Genomic DNA, 14366 nt, shown 5'->3' with positions numbered 1-14366 from the left:
GCTCAGGACAGCAGTGAAGGCTTGCCGGGGCGTTCAGCATACATCTCGGCCGTCCATTCCATCAGGCACTGCTCCGCATAGCGCAGGCCTTTGGTGGTCCGCTCGAGGCAGTCCTGCCCGATATCGCTGTCGGGACCACGCGAAATGGCCTCGGCTATGTACAGCCCGGCCATTGAAACACCCTTGCGGATCTCTTCCAGTGCCAGGATGCAGTCACGCTGCCGAGCCTGGGCTTCACTCGTCCTCGGCTTCGCTTCCTGCGCAAGCGTTAACAGGGAAATTGCTCTCAGGCCCAGCCAACTGAAGACGCCGCACAGCTGCCTCACGCGTTCGGGCGCACTGCCGTCGAAGCCCTTGACGTTCCTCATGAGCTGCACTTTTCGGCTGATAAGCTCCGCAATTGCCGTCTTTACGGCGCGCGCGCCCGTCTCAGTGAAGGTGTAACTGCTTGCCAGGTGCGCCATGGGCACGTCGTCGACCGCGATCCGTTGTGTCCAGTCTGCGCGTTCCATCTGTGACCACAGCACATCATTGTGGCTGCCCACCGATGTGATCATCGCGCTACCGGGCCGTGCCGCCGCGCCTTCATTTACCGAGAGATCACCGGGCGAAAGAGTCGCGAGCCAGAGGCAAAGCTGACGGTCGTCGAAGGCAGACGAACTCGGATTGTCGTTCATGCGTGCGGTCCACTGGTTGCATGAGAAGGCGCGTATGAACTTAGCAAGCCTGGGTTGAAGCGACGGTAAAGGCAAAAAGTAGATTTGCGCTTTTTTCGCGAACAGTCGCCTCAATCACAATCAGCATGGTAATGGCCGCTGTGATCGTCTGCGCGATGGTCCGGAACCCGTAGCGGCGCGTCGGCGTCTGTTCAGGAGGATAACAAAGAAGGATACAAGCGCCCCCGCCACAGTGCTATGATCTAGATCAACGAACGAGCGCGGGCCGGATCGAAACTAGGCAGCAGCGGCTGCCGTCGTGTGAGCTCTTCCCATGGCTACGTTGTTCCGAATTCTTTTGGCCAGCGTCGTCGCGCTGGCGTCTCTCGGCGCCATCACGCAGCAGGTGCGCGATGGGGGCGTGACCGATACCGAAATCCGGATCGGCAATCTGATGCCGTATAGCGGCGCGCTGGAGATTTTCGGCCAGATCGGCAAGGCCGAAGCCGCCTATTTCGAGATGATCAACGAACGCGGCGGCATCAACGGCCACAAGATCCGCTTTATGTCCTACGACGATCTGTCGGACGCGGCCAACGCGATGGACCTCACGCGCATTCTCGTCGAGACCGACAATGTGCTTCTGATGTTCGGTTCGTTTGGAACGCCGGGCAATCTGGCGGTGCGGAAATATCTCAACGAGCGCCAGGTCCCCCAACTTTTTGTCGCCTCCGGCGATCAGGACCTCAGCGAGCCGTCGCTCTATCCGTGGACCATGGGTTGGCAGCCCTCATACCGCGAGGAGGGACGCATCTACGCCAATTACATCCAGGCATTCTATCCGGGAAAGAAGATCGTGGCGCTCTGGGAGAACGATCAGTTCGGGCGGGAACTGTTCAAGGGACTGGTGCAGGGGCTCGGTGACGTCGCCCACAATATCAGGGTCGACATCGCCTATGAGGTCGACGATCAGCATCTGGACGGCCACGTCTCGATCCTGAAGCAATCGGGGGCCGAGGTCTTCGTGTTCGCCGGCGTGCCGGAAAACGCCGCCAAGGTGATCCGAGCTGCCGCCGACCATCGCTGGCGGCCGGTGTTCGTCGTGAACCAGATGGCGTCATCGATCGAGACGGTGCTCAGGCCGGCCGGCACGGAGAATGCGACCGGTGTCATCACAGCCGCCTTCCTGAAGGATGCGAGCGATCCGGCCTGGAGGGAAGATCAGGGCGCCTGGCACAGCTTCATGGACAGATATACCAAAGCCGGCGGCAAGGATGATGCGGCCGCGGTCTATGGCTATGCTGCGGCCGAGACGCTGGTCCAGGTGCTCAGGCAATGCGGCAACGATCTATCGCGCGAAAACGTCATGAAGCAGGCCGCGGCGCTGAGGGATTATCAGGCGTCCGCCTTGCTGCCGGGCATCAAGATCAACAGCGGTGGCTTCCGGCCTGTCGAGCAATTGCGGTTACTTCAGTTCGATGGCAGCAGCTGGCAGCCGATCGGTGACGTGCTCGACACGGCGTTCACCGGATCGAGCGGGAAATAGCGACGACTGGCGGAACGAGCCTTACTGCGCAAGCGCAGGCCGCATGCTAGGGCCCGACCGCGGCGATCACGATCGGCATCGTGATCGCGGCCAATATCGTCTGCAGCGTGATGATCTGGGCGAGCAGGGGGGCGTCGCCGCCCATCTGGCGCGCCAGCACATAGGCCGAGGGCGAGGTCGGCACCGCGGCGCAGGCCGCGACGATGGCGAGGTTGGCGCCGGTGACGCCGAACCACATCGCCAGCGCGACGGTCAGGACGGGCATCGCAACCAGCTTCAGGAGCAGCGCGACGCTTGCGGCGAGGCTGGGGCGGAACATGCCTTCCAGATGCAGCCCGGCGCCGGTGACGAGCAGGCCGATCGCCAGCGACGAGCCGCCGAGCGCGTCGGCGACGTCGTGCCATATCTTCGGCAGCGGAACATGGATGACATTGATGGCGAGCCCGATGACGCAGGCCCAGATCAGGGGGTTCTTCACCACAGTCATCACGATGGCGCCCGCGGATCGCTTCCCGGATGAGGCATATTTCGCCAGCACGGCGACGCTGAAGACGTTGACCAGCGGAATGATCGCGACCATCGCGACCGAGGCCAGCGCAAGTCCGACCTTGCCATAGAGATTGCCCGACACCGACAGCGCGACATAGGTCTGCCAGCGCGTCGCGCCCTGGAAGATCGAGGAGAAGGCGGGGCCGTCAACCCCGGCGCGGGCGAGCGGGCCGCGCAGCGCAAGGCACAGCAGGCACATCACCAGCGCCGCCAGCAGCAGCGCGCCGCCGACGCCGGCGACCGGCACGGTCGTCAGGTCGGCCTTCACCAGCGTCTGCACCAGCAGCACCGGGAACAGCACGTAGTAAGTGAGCTGCTCCAGCCCATGCCACTGGGTATCGAGCCGCATCAGCGTGCGCCTGAGGACGACGCCGAGCACGATCAGCAGAAACACCGGCAGCAGCGCCGCGATCACCACGGCCATCGTCAGCGGTCTCCGCGCAGCTTCGCCAGCCGGTCGAGCGCGCCCTGCAGGATGAAGATCGCAGCGTGCTCGTCGATCACCTCGGCGCGGCGGGCGCGGCTGACGTCCATGCCGATCAGCTCGCGCTCGACGGCGGCGGTCGACAGCCGCTCGTCCCACAGACCTATCGCCAGCGTGGTGAGGCCTGCGAGATTGCGGGCGAAGGCCCGGGTCGATTGCGCGCGCGGGCCCTCGCTGCCGTCCATGTTGATCGGCAGGCCCAGCACGAAGCCGACGGCGCTGCGCTCGGCCGCGATCGCGAGCAGCCGCGCCGCGTCGGCCTTGAACTGCTTGCGCTGGATGGTCTCGACGCCGGTCGCGAGCCGCCGGTCCGGATCGGAGACGGCAACGCCGATGGTCTTGGTGCCGAGGTCGAGGCCGACCAGCGCGCCGCGCGCGGGCCAATGCGGCGCGGCTTCGATCAGGGGAAGGATGGGGGCGGGCATGCGCTAGCGCTTAGCACGCACCCGCTCGCCGAGGCAAAGCACTTGCTTCACCTCTCCCCATTGGGGAGAGGTCGAATTGCGAAGCAATTCGGGTGAGGGGACAGCGTTCCATCGAGGGATCGTAACGCCTCACCCGGCGCGAGGCGCCGACCTCTCCCGATGGGAGAGGTGAGATTGCAGTCGCCTCAGGCAGCGATCACCCGATCGTCGCCGGAAAGGCACGCGACCAGTCCCTGCAACGCGCTGTACTGGTGCGCGGTGCGGCGCTGGATGAACAGCGTCTCGACATGCGCATGCTGCGGATTGAGCCTGTGGATCTTGATGTCGCGCTGGACGTGGTTGTCGCGCTCGACCACCGCGCGCGGCAGCAGCGTCACGCCCATGTCGACGGCGACGCAGCCGACCATGCCGTCGAGCGTGCCGAGTTCGAAGCGGGCGGCGGACGGCCAGCCGAACTCGGTGAACACCTGTTCGAGACGCTGCCGGTAGGTGCAGCCGGTGCGGAACACCAGCGCAGTCGGGCCCGACTCCGGCGTGCCGGCGCGCAAGGCGGCGAGCGATGTCCAGCGCGGCGCGGTGACGAGCACCAATTCCTCCGTGAAGGCCGGCGTCGCGGTGAGTTCGGCGTGCTCGATCGGACCGGCGACAAAGGCGCCGTCGAGCGTGCCGTCGAGTACGGCGGCGACGAGATCGGCGGTCGGCGCCGTGCGCAGTGTAAGGCGCACCGCCGGATAGCGGCGATGAAACTCGGCAAGCAGCGTCGGCAGCCGCACCGCGGCGGTGGTCTCCATCGAGCCGATCGACAGCGGCCCCTTCGGCTCGCCATCGTCGCGCGCGGCGAGCACCGCTTCGCGCGATAACGCAGCCATGCGTTGCGCATAGGGCAACAGCCGGCGGCCGGCGCCGGTCAGCGACATGCCACGGCTGTGGCGCTCGAACAGCGCGGTGCCGATCTCGGCCTCCAGCGCCTTGATGCGCTGGGTGACGTTGGACTGCACGGTGTTCAGCTCGTCGGCGGCCCGGGTAATGCCGCCGAGCCGGGCGACCGTGGAAAAGGTGAGCAGGTCGGTCAATTCCATCAGGGACCACCGTTTCATTTTAGAGATAGTAGCATTCTCTAGTATTCATTTTCACAGAATGTTAGGCCCGCTTAGGCTGCAAGTCCAGAACAGCAAATCCGGAACAGGGAGCAACCATGCCGATCGGCACCGAATTGACGGCACGTCTCGGCATCGCGCATCCGATCCTGGCGGCGCCGATGGCGATGATCACGGCAAGCCGGCTGGTCATGGCGGTGAGCGACGCCGGCGGCTTCGGCATTCTCGGCGGCGGCTACGGAGACAAAGCCTGGCTCGCGGCGGAGACAGCGGTGCTCAGGCGATATCACCGCCCGTTCGGGATCGGCTTCATCACCTGGAGCCTCGCAAAACAGCCGGAGCTGATGGAGATCGCACTGGAGGCGCGACCGCGCGCGGTGATGCTGTCGTTCGGCGATCCCGCGCCGTTCGCGCCCAAGATCAAGGCCGCGGGCGCGCTGCTGATCTGCCAGGTGCAGAGCGAGGAGATGGCGCAACAAGCGCTCGATTGCGGCGCCGACATCCTGATAGCGCAGGGCACGGAGGCGGGCGGTCACGGTGCCTCGCGCACCACGCTCGAGATTGTGCCAGCGATCATCGATTTCGCGGCGGGGCGCGTCCCCGTCGTCGCAGCCGGCGGCATCGCTGATGGCCGTGGCCTGGCTGCGATGATGATGCTCGGCGCATCCGGCGTGCTGATGGGAACGCGGTTCTATGCCAGCGCCGAGGCCGACGCGCCCGAGCGGGCGAAGCAACTGATCTGTGCGGCGAAGAGCGGCGAGACGGTGCGCGGCGTGGTGATGGACTGGTCGCGCAAGCTGATGTGGCCGGCGCCCTTCACCGCGCGCTCGCTTGCCAACGATCATCTGCGGCGCTGGTCTGGCCGCGAGATCGAGCTGATGCAGCGCGCCGACGAGATCGCGGTGGAATACGCTGCGGCGAGGGAAGCGGGCAATTTCGACATCGCTGCGGTGTTTGCCGGCGAGTCTGCCGGGCTGATCCATGATATCGTTCCCGCGGCCGAGATCGTCGGCCGCATCGTCGCCGAGGCCGAGCAGACGTTGCAGGGCCGGCGTAACTCTCTTTCCTCTTTGTTCTGAACAAGCGCGAGACAGACCATGTGGCCGGACCGTCGATTGATCGATCGTTTCAAGACCGAATTCCCGATCGTGCTGGCGCCGATGGCCGGCGTAATGGATGCGGAGCTCGTGATTGCGGTGGCGCAGGGCGGCGGGCTCGGCTCGCTGCCATGCGCGATGCTCTCGGCCGAGAAGGCGCGTGAGCAGGTCAACATCATCCGCCAGCGCGTGTCCGCGCCGGTCAACCTCAACTTCTTCTGCCACAAGGCGGTCGACGCCGATCCGGCACGCGAGGCGCAATGGCAGCAGCGGCTCGGGCCTTACTACCGCGAGCACGGCCTCGATCCGGATGCGCCGATCAACGCGGCGAACCGCGCGCCGTTCGACGCGGCGTTCTGCGCCGTGGTCGAGGAGCTGAAGCCCGAGGTCGTCAGCTTCCATTTCGGCCTGCCGGAGCCAAAACTGTTGCAGCGGGTGAAGGCGACGGGCGCCATCGTGATGTCGTCGGCGACGACAGTGAAGGAGGCGATCTGGCTCGAGGAGAACGGCGCCGATGTCGTCATCGCGCAAGGCGCCGACGCCGGCGGCCATCGCGCCATGTTCCTGACCGATGATATCGCCGAGCAACCCGGCACGTTCTCGCTGCTGCCGCAGGTGGTCGATGCGGTGAAGGTGCCGGTCGTCGCGGCCGGCGGCATCGCGGACGGACGCGGGATCGCGGCGGCCTTTGCGCTGGGCGCATCCGCGGTGCAGATCGGCACCGCGTTCCTGCGCTGTCCGGAATCCAAGGTCACTGCGCAGGGCCGGATCGCGCTGGCGCAGGCGAGCGATGAATCGACCGTCATCACCAATGTGATGACCGGCCGCCCGGCGCGTGGGGTCGCCAACCGCGTGATGCGCGAGGTCGGTCCGATCTCGCCGGACGCACCGGCGTTCCCGCATGCGGCGACCGCCCTCGGGCCGCTGAAGGCGGCTGCCGAAAAACAGGGCAAGGTCGATTTCACCAATCTCTGGGCCGGGCAGGCGGTGCGGATGGGGAAGGAGATGCCGGCCGCCGAGCTGACCCGCGCGCTGGCGGGCGCCGCACTCGCACGCATGGGCGCGCTGTCTCAGGCCTGACGCGCGGGCTCGCTCCGGCTGATCTCAAGATGCTCGGCCACGAGCCTGCGATAATGCGCGGCCATTTCCTTGTAATGCTGCCGGGAGATCGTATCGGTGGCGCTCTCGGCGCGACGCTCGAACATCTCGGCCTTTTCCTGCAGAGCTGTTGCCTGGGACATGGCCATGGCTCCTCGTTCAGACCAGGCAGGCGACGTAAAGGATCGCGATCCCCAGCACCGTGCCGATCGACCACAAAGCGGGGTCCCAGCTCTCCGGCCGGGGGCGGCTTTCCAGCGTTTGCATGACGCACTCCGAACTTTTCTATTTGGGGGAAGTAGGCGCCGCGAATGTTTCGGCACCACTTCGTGGCAGCCGCAAAGTGGTTTCGTCGCAGGCTTTTTGCGTCCCGAATGCGCGCGGAAGGCCTCGCCGGGGCGCCGGGCAGGGGGCCCAAGCCCCCGGGGCCGAGGGATTCGCGCGGTTGCGGCGCAAAACCGGCCTCTGCTATACGGCGGGCTGACCTTTCAGCCTGACCTTTGGGACCCGAGGCCCTATATAATGTCCGTCGACGCCACAACCGTCCGCCGCATCGCGCATCTGGCGCGGATCGCGGTCAGCGACGCCGAAGTTCCCCACCTCCAGGGCGAGCTGAACGCGATGCTGGCCTTTGTCGAGCAGCTGTCGGAGGTGAATATCGACGGCGTCGAGCCGATGACCTCGGTGACGCCGATGGAGATGAAGAAGCGCGCTGACGTGGTCAATGACGGCGAGATCGCCGACGACATCGTTCGCAACGCGCCCGATACGACCGATCACTTCTTCCTCGTGCCGAAGGTGGTCGAGTAGTTTCTCTGTTCTGGGACGATGGCGATGTGTCTGCTCTGCGACGATGAAAAGGCCTACAAGGCCTATATGGACTTCCTCGATGCGATGGAGCGCAAGGGGAAGGTCGCCGATCCCAATGCGGCGATGGATGCGGTCCTCGACCATCTCGAAGCGCTCGATGCCGAGCGTGCCAGGGAAAACGTCCAGAGAAATATCAGCCCCCGGCAGGACGACCCCGCCAACGACAAGACCCTGTCTCCGTTCTTCTGCAGCCCGATCAATAAATGACCGATTTGACATCGCTGACGATCGCCGAGGCCCGCGAGGGCCTGGCGAGCAAGTCTTTCACCGCCGTCGAGCTGACTGACGCGCATCTCGCCGCCATCGAAGCCGCGCGCGTGCTCAATGCCTATGTGCTGGAGACGCCCGACCGTGCCCGCGAGATGGCCAAGGCCGCCGACGAGAAAATTGTAAAGGGCGAGGGCGGGCCGCTGGCCGGCATCCCGCTCGGCATCAAGGACCTGTTCGCGACCCGCGATATCCGCACCACCGCGTGCTCGAAGATCCTCGGCAATTTCATCCCGCCCTACGAATCCACGGTAACCTCGCAGCTGTGGCGCGACGGCGCGGTGCTGCTCGGCAAGCTCAATAATGACGAGTTCGCAATGGGCTCGTCGAACGAGACCTCGTGCTTCGGCCCGGTCACCAACCCGTGGCGTCGCGAGGGTTCCAACACCACGCTGGTGCCAGGCGGCTCGTCCGGCGGCTCGGCCTCGGCGGTGGCGGCCCTGCTGTGCATGGGCGCAACCGCAACCGACACCGGCGGCTCGATCCGCCAGCCCGCCGCGTTCACCGCGACCGTCGGCATCAAGCCGACCTACGGCCGCTGCTCGCGCTGGGGCATCGTGGCGTTCGCATCCTCGCTCGACCAGGCCGGCCCGATCGCACGCACGACACGCGATGCTGCGATCCTGATGCGCTCGATGGCAGGTCACGATCCCAAGGACACCACATCGGTCGACATCGCGGTGCCGGACTACGAAGCCGCGATCGGCAAGTCCGTGAAGGGCATGAAGATCGGCATTCCCAGGGAGTACCGCCTCGACGGCATGCCGGCCGAGATCGAAAAACTCTGGAGCGAGGGCGCGCAGTGGCTGAAGGCCGCCGGCGCCGAACTCGTCGAAGTGTCGCTGCCGCACACCAAATATGCGCTGCCGGCCTACTACATCGTGGCGCCGGCGGAGGCCTCCTCGAATCTCGCGCGCTACGACGGCGTGCGCTACGGGCTGCGCGAGCCGGCCAGGAACATCATCGAGATGTACGAGAACAGCCGTGCCGATGGCTTTGGCGACGAGGTGCGCCGCCGCGTGCTGATCGGCACCTATGTGCTCTCGGCGGGTTACTACGACGCCTATTATCTGCGCGCGCAGAAGGTGCGGACGCTGATCAAGAAGGATTTCGAGGACTGCTTCGCCAAGGGCGTGAACGCGATCCTGACGCCGGCGACGCCATCGGCGGCATTCGGCATCGGCGAGAAGGGCGGCGCCGATCCTGTCGAGATGTACCTCAACGACATCTTCACGGTGACCGTGAACATGGCGGGCCTGCCGGGCATCGCCGTGCCCGCGGGCAAGGACACGCAAGGCCTGCCGCTCGGCCTGCAACTGATCGGCCGTCCGTTCGACGAGGAGACGCTGTTCTCGCTCGGCGAAGTGATCGAGCAGGCGGCCGGCCGGTTCGCGGCGCCCAGATGGTGGTGAGCGATGGCGGATTTCCGCGCCAGTCTCGCTGACGCTGCGCCGGATAGCGCGTTGTCGCCGCCGCTCGCCGCATTGTGGTGGGCCAGGAAGGGTGACTGGGATCAGGCGCACCGCATCGTGCAGGACGAGAGCGACGCCAATTCGGCCTGGGTGCATGCCCATCTGCATCGGGTCGAGGGCGATCTCGGCAATGCCGGGTACTGGTATCGCCGAGCCGGCCAGCCGGTCGCAAAGGACACGGTGGAGGCCGAGTGGGAGCGGATCGTCTCCGCGCTTTTGGCCTGAACTATCGGTGCCAGATGCCGGTGCCGTGGCACCGCGAGTATTAACCGTATTTCGGCCGCCATGCCGCCGCCCAGATTGGCCGTGATAGGCTTACGGAACGTGGCGGGGGCCAGCGGCAAAGAGAGTATTCGTGCGTGGGTCGGGCATAGGGGGATGGCTGTCAGCATTGCTGGTGGCAGCGGTGGCAGCGGGCCTTGCCGGTTGCGCGTCCGTCTATAATCTCCCCGGCAACGTGCCGCTCGGTGCTGCGCTCGCCGACAACAGCAGCGCCCGCGATTATCCGACCTATGAAGATGACCTGCTGCTCGCGCTGTCGTTCTCCGGCGGCGGCACCCGCGCGGCGGCGTTTTCGTTCGGCGTGCTGGAAGAACTCGACCGGGCGCGCTCCAGCGCTGCCGGCAGCAAGACGCTGCTCGACCGCGTCGACTTCGTCTCGGGTGTCTCCGGCGGATCGGTTACCGCCGCCTATTTCGGCTTGAAGCGGCGTGCGGCGCTCGCTGATTTCCGCGAACGCTTCCTGCTGCGCAATGCCGAAGAAGGACTGAAGACGCGGATCTCGCTCGGCAATATCGGGCGCGCGCTCGGCGGCGGTGTCAACGACAGTCAGTTCACCGACTGGCTCGATCAAAATCTGTTCGACGGCGCACGGTTCGAGGCGTTGCCCGACGACCGCCGGCCGCGGGTGTGGATCAACGCGTCAGACATCTACAACCGCACGCCGTTCGTGTTCGGCAAGACATCGTTCGACGCTCTGTGCAGCGACATCCGCTCCTATCGTGTCGCCGAAGCGGTGGCGGCATCGGCCGCGGTGCCGCTCGCGTTTGCGCCGATCGTGCTGCAGACCTATCCCGGCGGCTGCGCCGCGCCGCTGCCGCCCTGGTATGATCGGGTGCGCAACGATCCGAACGCGCAGCCGTTGCTGCGGTCCTACGCCGAGGCCCAGGCGCGCTACCGCGACGGCTCGATGCGCTACGTCAAGCTGCTCGATGGCGGGCTGGTCGACAATTACGGGCTGTCGGGGCTCAGCATCGGCTTGCTCGCCGCGCAACGTCCCTACCAGCCGCTCGACGAGCGGCAGGCGGCCAAGCTGAAGCGCATCCTGTTCCTGGTGGTCGATGCCGGCCGCGGCATCTCCGGCGATTTCGTGCAGACGCTCGAAGGGCCGAACGGTGTCGAACTCGTGTCGGCGGCCGCAGACACCGCGATCGATGCCAGCGTGCGCTCCAGCTACGCCGCGTTCACGGCGCTCGCCAGCGACTGGTCCGGCAAGCTGAAGCGGTGGCGCTGCGGCCTGTCGGCGGCGGATCGCGCCAGGCTCGGCGTCGGTACGGGGTGGAAATGCGGAGATGTCGCGATCTATGTCGAGCGGCTCGGCTTCGACCGGCTCGGACCGGATCGCGCCGGCATCCTGAACGCCATCCCGACGCGGCTTTCACTGCCGGCCGAGCAGGTCGACCAACTGATCACGGGCGGCGCGGACGCGTTGCGCTCGAGCAAGGCCTATCAGCAGTTCCGGCGCGGGCTCTGATCAGCGCCTCCGGCGACGGGCGGGCCGCAACCGGATTGCAAGGCGGCTTGACTGGCGCTGTCGGTTGCGCGAAGCCCAATCCATCCCAGATAATACCTGTCCGGAAACCGAGATCCATGACCGCATCTGCTGCCCCTCACAAACTGATCAAGAGCGCCACGGGCGATTGGGAGGTCGTGATCGGCATGGAGGTCCATGCCCAGGTCACCTCGAACGCGAAGCTGTTCTCGGGCGCATCGACCGCATTCGGCGGCGAGCCCAACTCCCATGTCTCGCTGGTCGATGCCGCGATGCCGGGCATGCTGCCGGTGATCAACGAGGAGTGCGTCCGCCAGGCGGTGCGCACCGGTCTCGGGCTGAATGCGAAGATCAATCTGCGCTCGGTGTTCGACCGCAAGAACTATTTCTATCCCGACCTGCCGCAGGGCTACCAGATCAGCCAGTACAAGTCGCCGATCGTGGGCGAGGGCGAGGTGTTGCTCGAGCTCGACGGCGGCCGCAGCGCCACGGTCGGGATCGAGCGGCTGCATCTGGAGCAGGACGCCGGCAAGCTGCTGCACGATCAGTCGCCGACAATGACCTATGTCGACCTCAACCGTTCCGGCGTCGCGCTGATGGAGATCGTCTCCAAGCCCGACATCCGCGACGCTGAGCAGGCCAAGGCCTACGTCACCAAGCTGCGTTCGATCCTGCGCTACCTCGGCACCTGCGACGGCGACATGGAGAAGGGCAGCCTGCGCGCCGATGTCAACGTCTCGGTGCGGCGCTACGGCGAGACAGCGTTCGGCACCCGCTGCGAAATCAAGAACATGAACTCGATCAACTTCATCGGCCAGGCGATCGAGTACGAGGCGCGGCGTCAGATCGAGATCATCGAGGACGGCGGCTCGATCGACCAGGAAACCCGGCTGTTCGACCCGAACAAGGGCGAGACGCGCTCGATGCGCTCGAAGGAAGAGGCGCACGACTACCGTTACTTCCCAGATCCCGATCTCTTGCCGCTCGAATTTAGCCAGGCCTTCGTCGACGACCTCAAGGCGCAGCTGCCGGAACTGCCGGACCAGAAGAAGTCCCGTTTTATTACGGGCTTCGGCCTGTCGCCCTATGATGCGAGCGTGCTCGTCGCCGAGCGCGAGAGTGCGGAGTTCTACGAGACGGTGCTCGCTCGTCTCGCCGACAAGGCGCGCGACGGCAAGCTTGCTGCCAACTGGGTGATCAACGAGCTGTTCGGCCGTCTCAACAAGGAAGGTGTGGCGATCGCAGGCTCGCCGGTGTCGGCGGAGCAACTCGCCGCGATCGTCGATTTGATCGGCGAGGGAACGATTTCCGGCAAGATCGCCAAGGACTTGTTCGAGATCGTCTGGCAGGAGGGCGGCGATCCGCGCGCGCTCGTCGAGACGCGCGGTATGAAGCAGGTGACCGACCTCGGCGCGATCGAGAAGGTGGTCGACGACATCATCGCGGCCAATCCCGACAAGGTCGAGCAGGCGAAGGCGAAGCCGCAACTGGTCGGCTGGTTCGTCGGTCAGGTGATGAAGTCGTCGGGCGGCAAGGCGAACCCGCAGGCGGTCAACGACCTCTTGAAGTCGAAGCTCGGCATCTGAACGAACAGGACAATGATGTTGTCCTTGGCGCATGATCCAGTCGGATCATGCTCCCGCGCCGTCACCGTCGGCGTCGTCGCGCGCGCGTGAACGCGGCGTGATCCTGCCTCACACCCTCGCTCGACGGCCGCGCTGACGCCTTCGGCGCCGAATCGACGAAGCTGCGATTCGTTCGCGAATCCGCCTTGGACGACCTCAAACGAGGCAAAAGCCGTCTTTCCCACGAAAATTTTTTCGTTGCCAAAAATTACGACTCGGCGTCGGCGACGCGCCGCTTTTCGTCTTCGCTCGCGACTCAGCGCAACGACGATCTCGCGTCGATCGGTTCAATGCGAATTCAAGAAAAGCCTACAACAGAAGGCGTTTCCTGCAACGTTGACAAATGGCGATGTCGGCGGCTGTTGCGTTTCTTGCATCGTCGCGCGAATGCATCGTCGATTTTATCGGCGGCGCGCGGTGTGCGCGCTGCCACCGCTGCGTCAACACTTCCTTAAGCGGGACACTGTTTTTTTTGGTCTGTTGGTGTATTCGGGAAGTAGTGCATATCGATTCCCGAGTGCACGCAGCGAAGTAAGAGCCATCTCACATACTGGAGGGCAACATGGCTAAGAAGGCAAAGAAGGCGAAGAAGGCGAAGAAGGCGAAGAGCGCAGTGAAGAAGACTGCGAAGAAGACCCGCAAGGTCGCCAAGAAGAAGTAAGCCTCTCGCCTTGAGAGGATTGCCGGCGGCTTGACGCCGGCACGTCGCAAGAGCCAGCGGACGGACTGCTGAGAAGCATATCCCACCCCAAGGCTCTGGCTGACGAAAGAGGGTGTCGGCGAGACATCAGGTCAAACGGCTGGATCGTATTTCGGGGAGGGCAACCTTCCCAATACCGGTCCGGCAGAAGAAACAGAGATTTCTTCGTTCGGTGCGGGGCCGGATCGGTTCCGCAATTTCACCGGCGAGAATGCCGAGCTGAAATCTGGTCCTGACGTGTTCGCCGACCCCCTCGTTCCGGCGGCCCGCGCAGTCCGCGCCCGGCAGCCACTTTCCACATCCCATTTTCTGGATCGACGTCGGGCCTAACGGGCTCACGTTTCTTTGCGTGCGCGACCGTACCGCGGCTTCGCGGACCGTCCGGCTGCCGTAGCAGCCCACCGTCAATTCATTGACTGATCGGATGCGACGGCGGCCGCGACCGGACGGCGCCGCGGCCATTGTCGGCGATGGTTATCGATGTCCGAAGCACCAAGGTAAACCGGCATTCACGAATCCACGGAAATGCCTGCGGCACAGGCACTTCTGCGATTCCGGGGAATGCACCCGGCCGGCCCGATTTACATCCCGTTCATCGCGATACTTAAACCGCTCTTCAAATTTGATGGGCCATGATCATCCCAACAAACCGGCAAACGGCGAGCGCATGATCCAGGATCAGCGCGGCGCATGATCCCAGGATCAGCGC

Annotated in this window: 15 protein-coding genes; 10 read left to right on the top strand and 5 right to left on the bottom strand. The window is 65.1% G+C overall.

Annotated elements, in window-relative coordinates; genetic code table 11:
* Window positions 1-2 precede the first annotated feature (2 nt).
* Window positions 3-677: a hypothetical protein gene (locus AKN83_RS21050; RefSeq protein WP_157113489.1), complete on the bottom strand. Its 675-nt coding sequence runs from the start codon at window positions 675-677 to the stop codon at window positions 3-5.
* A 313-nt stretch (window positions 678-990) separates the two neighbouring features.
* Between AKN83_RS21050 and AKN83_RS21045 the strand changes: the two genes are divergently transcribed.
* Entirely contained in the window at window positions 991-2202 is a 1212-nt protein-coding gene (locus AKN83_RS21045) for an ABC transporter substrate-binding protein (protein WP_063695448.1), read from the top strand.
* 46 nt (window positions 2203-2248) lie between these two features.
* Here AKN83_RS21045 and AKN83_RS21040 read toward each other — a convergent pair whose 3' ends face one another.
* From AKN83_RS21040 to AKN83_RS21030, 3 genes are all read right to left on the bottom strand, one after another.
* Window positions 2249-3175, bottom strand: coding sequence for an AEC family transporter (locus AKN83_RS21040; RefSeq protein ID WP_050400991.1), 927 nt, complete (start codon window positions 3173-3175; stop codon window positions 2249-2251).
* Between the two features lie 2 nt (window positions 3176-3177).
* Window positions 3178-3660 (bottom strand): Holliday junction resolvase RuvX, encoded by a 483-nt coding sequence (gene ruvX, locus AKN83_RS21035; protein ID WP_050400990.1) that lies wholly within the window; start codon window positions 3658-3660, stop codon window positions 3178-3180.
* 185 nt (window positions 3661-3845) lie between these two features.
* Window positions 3846-4739, bottom strand: a complete 894-nt coding sequence (locus AKN83_RS21030; protein ID WP_050400989.1) for a LysR family transcriptional regulator — start codon at window positions 4737-4739, stop codon at window positions 3846-3848.
* A gap of 116 nt (window positions 4740-4855) precedes the next feature.
* Here AKN83_RS21030 and AKN83_RS21025 point away from each other — a divergent pair, with 116 nt between their 5' ends.
* Both AKN83_RS21025 and AKN83_RS21020 read left to right on the top strand, forming a co-directional pair.
* On the top strand, window positions 4856-5836 hold the full coding sequence (locus tag AKN83_RS21025; protein ID WP_050400988.1) for an NAD(P)H-dependent flavin oxidoreductase: 981 nt from the start codon (window positions 4856-4858) through the stop codon (window positions 5834-5836).
* An 18-nt stretch (window positions 5837-5854) separates the two neighbouring features.
* Complete coding sequence (locus AKN83_RS21020) at window positions 5855-6934, top strand: NAD(P)H-dependent flavin oxidoreductase (RefSeq protein ID WP_050400987.1); 1080 nt, start codon at window positions 5855-5857, stop codon at window positions 6932-6934.
* Here AKN83_RS21020 and AKN83_RS39810 read toward each other — a convergent pair.
* Entirely contained in the window at window positions 6925-7095 is a 171-nt protein-coding gene (locus tag AKN83_RS39810) for a hypothetical protein (RefSeq protein ID WP_157113488.1), read from the bottom strand. The two genes, AKN83_RS21020 and AKN83_RS39810, sit on opposite strands and share 10 nt — an antisense overlap.
* Before the next feature lie 379 nt (window positions 7096-7474).
* Between AKN83_RS39810 and gatC the strand changes: the two genes are divergently transcribed.
* From gatC to AKN83_RS39805, 7 genes are all read left to right on the top strand, one after another.
* The gene (gene gatC, locus AKN83_RS21015) at window positions 7475-7762 is read left to right on the top strand and encodes an Asp-tRNA(Asn)/Glu-tRNA(Gln) amidotransferase subunit GatC (protein WP_050400986.1); all 288 of its coding nucleotides are present in this window, start codon (window positions 7475-7477) and stop codon (window positions 7760-7762) included.
* Between the two features lie 24 nt (window positions 7763-7786).
* Window positions 7787-8029, top strand: a complete 243-nt coding sequence (locus AKN83_RS21010) for a hypothetical protein (protein ID WP_050400985.1) — start codon at window positions 7787-7789, stop codon at window positions 8027-8029.
* Window positions 8026-9501, top strand: a complete 1476-nt coding sequence (gatA, locus tag AKN83_RS21005; RefSeq protein ID WP_050400984.1) for an Asp-tRNA(Asn)/Glu-tRNA(Gln) amidotransferase subunit GatA — start codon at window positions 8026-8028, stop codon at window positions 9499-9501. Before AKN83_RS21010 ends, gatA begins: the two co-directional genes overlap by 4 nt.
* Window positions 9502-9504: 3 nt before the next feature.
* Window positions 9505-9786: a hypothetical protein gene (locus AKN83_RS21000; protein ID WP_050400983.1), complete on the top strand. Its 282-nt coding sequence runs from the start codon at window positions 9505-9507 to the stop codon at window positions 9784-9786.
* 166 nt (window positions 9787-9952) lie between these two features.
* The gene (locus AKN83_RS20995; protein ID WP_083992149.1) at window positions 9953-11314 is read left to right on the top strand and encodes a patatin-like phospholipase family protein; all 1362 of its coding nucleotides are present in this window, start codon (window positions 9953-9955) and stop codon (window positions 11312-11314) included.
* A gap of 116 nt (window positions 11315-11430) precedes the next feature.
* The gene (gene gatB, locus AKN83_RS20990; protein ID WP_050400982.1) at window positions 11431-12918 is read left to right on the top strand and encodes an Asp-tRNA(Asn)/Glu-tRNA(Gln) amidotransferase subunit GatB; all 1488 of its coding nucleotides are present in this window, start codon (window positions 11431-11433) and stop codon (window positions 12916-12918) included.
* A gap of 185 nt (window positions 12919-13103) precedes the next feature.
* Window positions 13104-13412 carry a hypothetical protein gene (locus AKN83_RS39805; RefSeq protein WP_157113487.1) on the top strand — a complete coding sequence of 103 codons (309 nt, stop codon included), beginning with the start codon at window positions 13104-13106 and terminating at the stop codon, window positions 13410-13412.
* Window positions 13413-14366 lie beyond the last annotated feature (954 nt).

The organism is Bradyrhizobium embrapense (genome assembly GCF_001189235.2).
Lineage (GTDB): Bacteria > Pseudomonadota > Alphaproteobacteria > Rhizobiales > Xanthobacteraceae > Bradyrhizobium > Bradyrhizobium embrapense.
The sequence above is the reverse complement of the archived record's forward strand: the minus strand, read 5'-3'. Positions and strand labels throughout refer to the sequence as shown.

What these genes read in the sequence shown, in the direction of transcription:
- AKN83_RS21000 (WP_050400983.1), top strand. Translation starts at nt 9,505, where the DNA reads ATGGCGGATTTCCGCGCCAGTCTCGCTGACGCTGCGCCGGATAGCGCG.
- gatA (WP_050400984.1), top strand. Translation starts at nt 8,026, where the DNA reads ATGACCGATTTGACATCGCTGACGATCGCCGAGGCCCGCGAGGGCCTG.
- AKN83_RS21050 (WP_157113489.1), bottom strand. Translation starts at nt 677, where the DNA reads ATGAACGACAATCCGAGTTCGTCTGCCTTCGACGACCGTCAGCTTTGC.
- AKN83_RS21025 (WP_050400988.1), top strand. Translation starts at nt 4,856, where the DNA reads ATGCCGATCGGCACCGAATTGACGGCACGTCTCGGCATCGCGCATCCG.
- AKN83_RS21045 (WP_063695448.1), top strand. Translation starts at nt 991, where the DNA reads ATGGCTACGTTGTTCCGAATTCTTTTGGCCAGCGTCGTCGCGCTGGCG.
- AKN83_RS21020 (WP_050400987.1), top strand. Translation starts at nt 5,855, where the DNA reads ATGTGGCCGGACCGTCGATTGATCGATCGTTTCAAGACCGAATTCCCG.
- AKN83_RS39810 (WP_157113488.1), bottom strand. Translation starts at nt 7,095, where the DNA reads ATGTCCCAGGCAACAGCTCTGCAGGAAAAGGCCGAGATGTTCGAGCGT.
- AKN83_RS21030 (WP_050400989.1), bottom strand. Translation starts at nt 4,739, where the DNA reads ATGGAATTGACCGACCTGCTCACCTTTTCCACGGTCGCCCGGCTCGGC.
- AKN83_RS21010 (WP_050400985.1), top strand. Translation starts at nt 7,787, where the DNA reads ATGTGTCTGCTCTGCGACGATGAAAAGGCCTACAAGGCCTATATGGAC.
- AKN83_RS21040 (WP_050400991.1), bottom strand. Translation starts at nt 3,175, where the DNA reads ATGGCCGTGGTGATCGCGGCGCTGCTGCCGGTGTTTCTGCTGATCGTG.
- gatC (WP_050400986.1), top strand. Translation starts at nt 7,475, where the DNA reads ATGTCCGTCGACGCCACAACCGTCCGCCGCATCGCGCATCTGGCGCGG.
- ruvX (WP_050400990.1), bottom strand. Translation starts at nt 3,660, where the DNA reads ATGCCCGCCCCCATCCTTCCCCTGATCGAAGCCGCGCCGCATTGGCCC.
- gatB (WP_050400982.1), top strand. Translation starts at nt 11,431, where the DNA reads ATGACCGCATCTGCTGCCCCTCACAAACTGATCAAGAGCGCCACGGGC.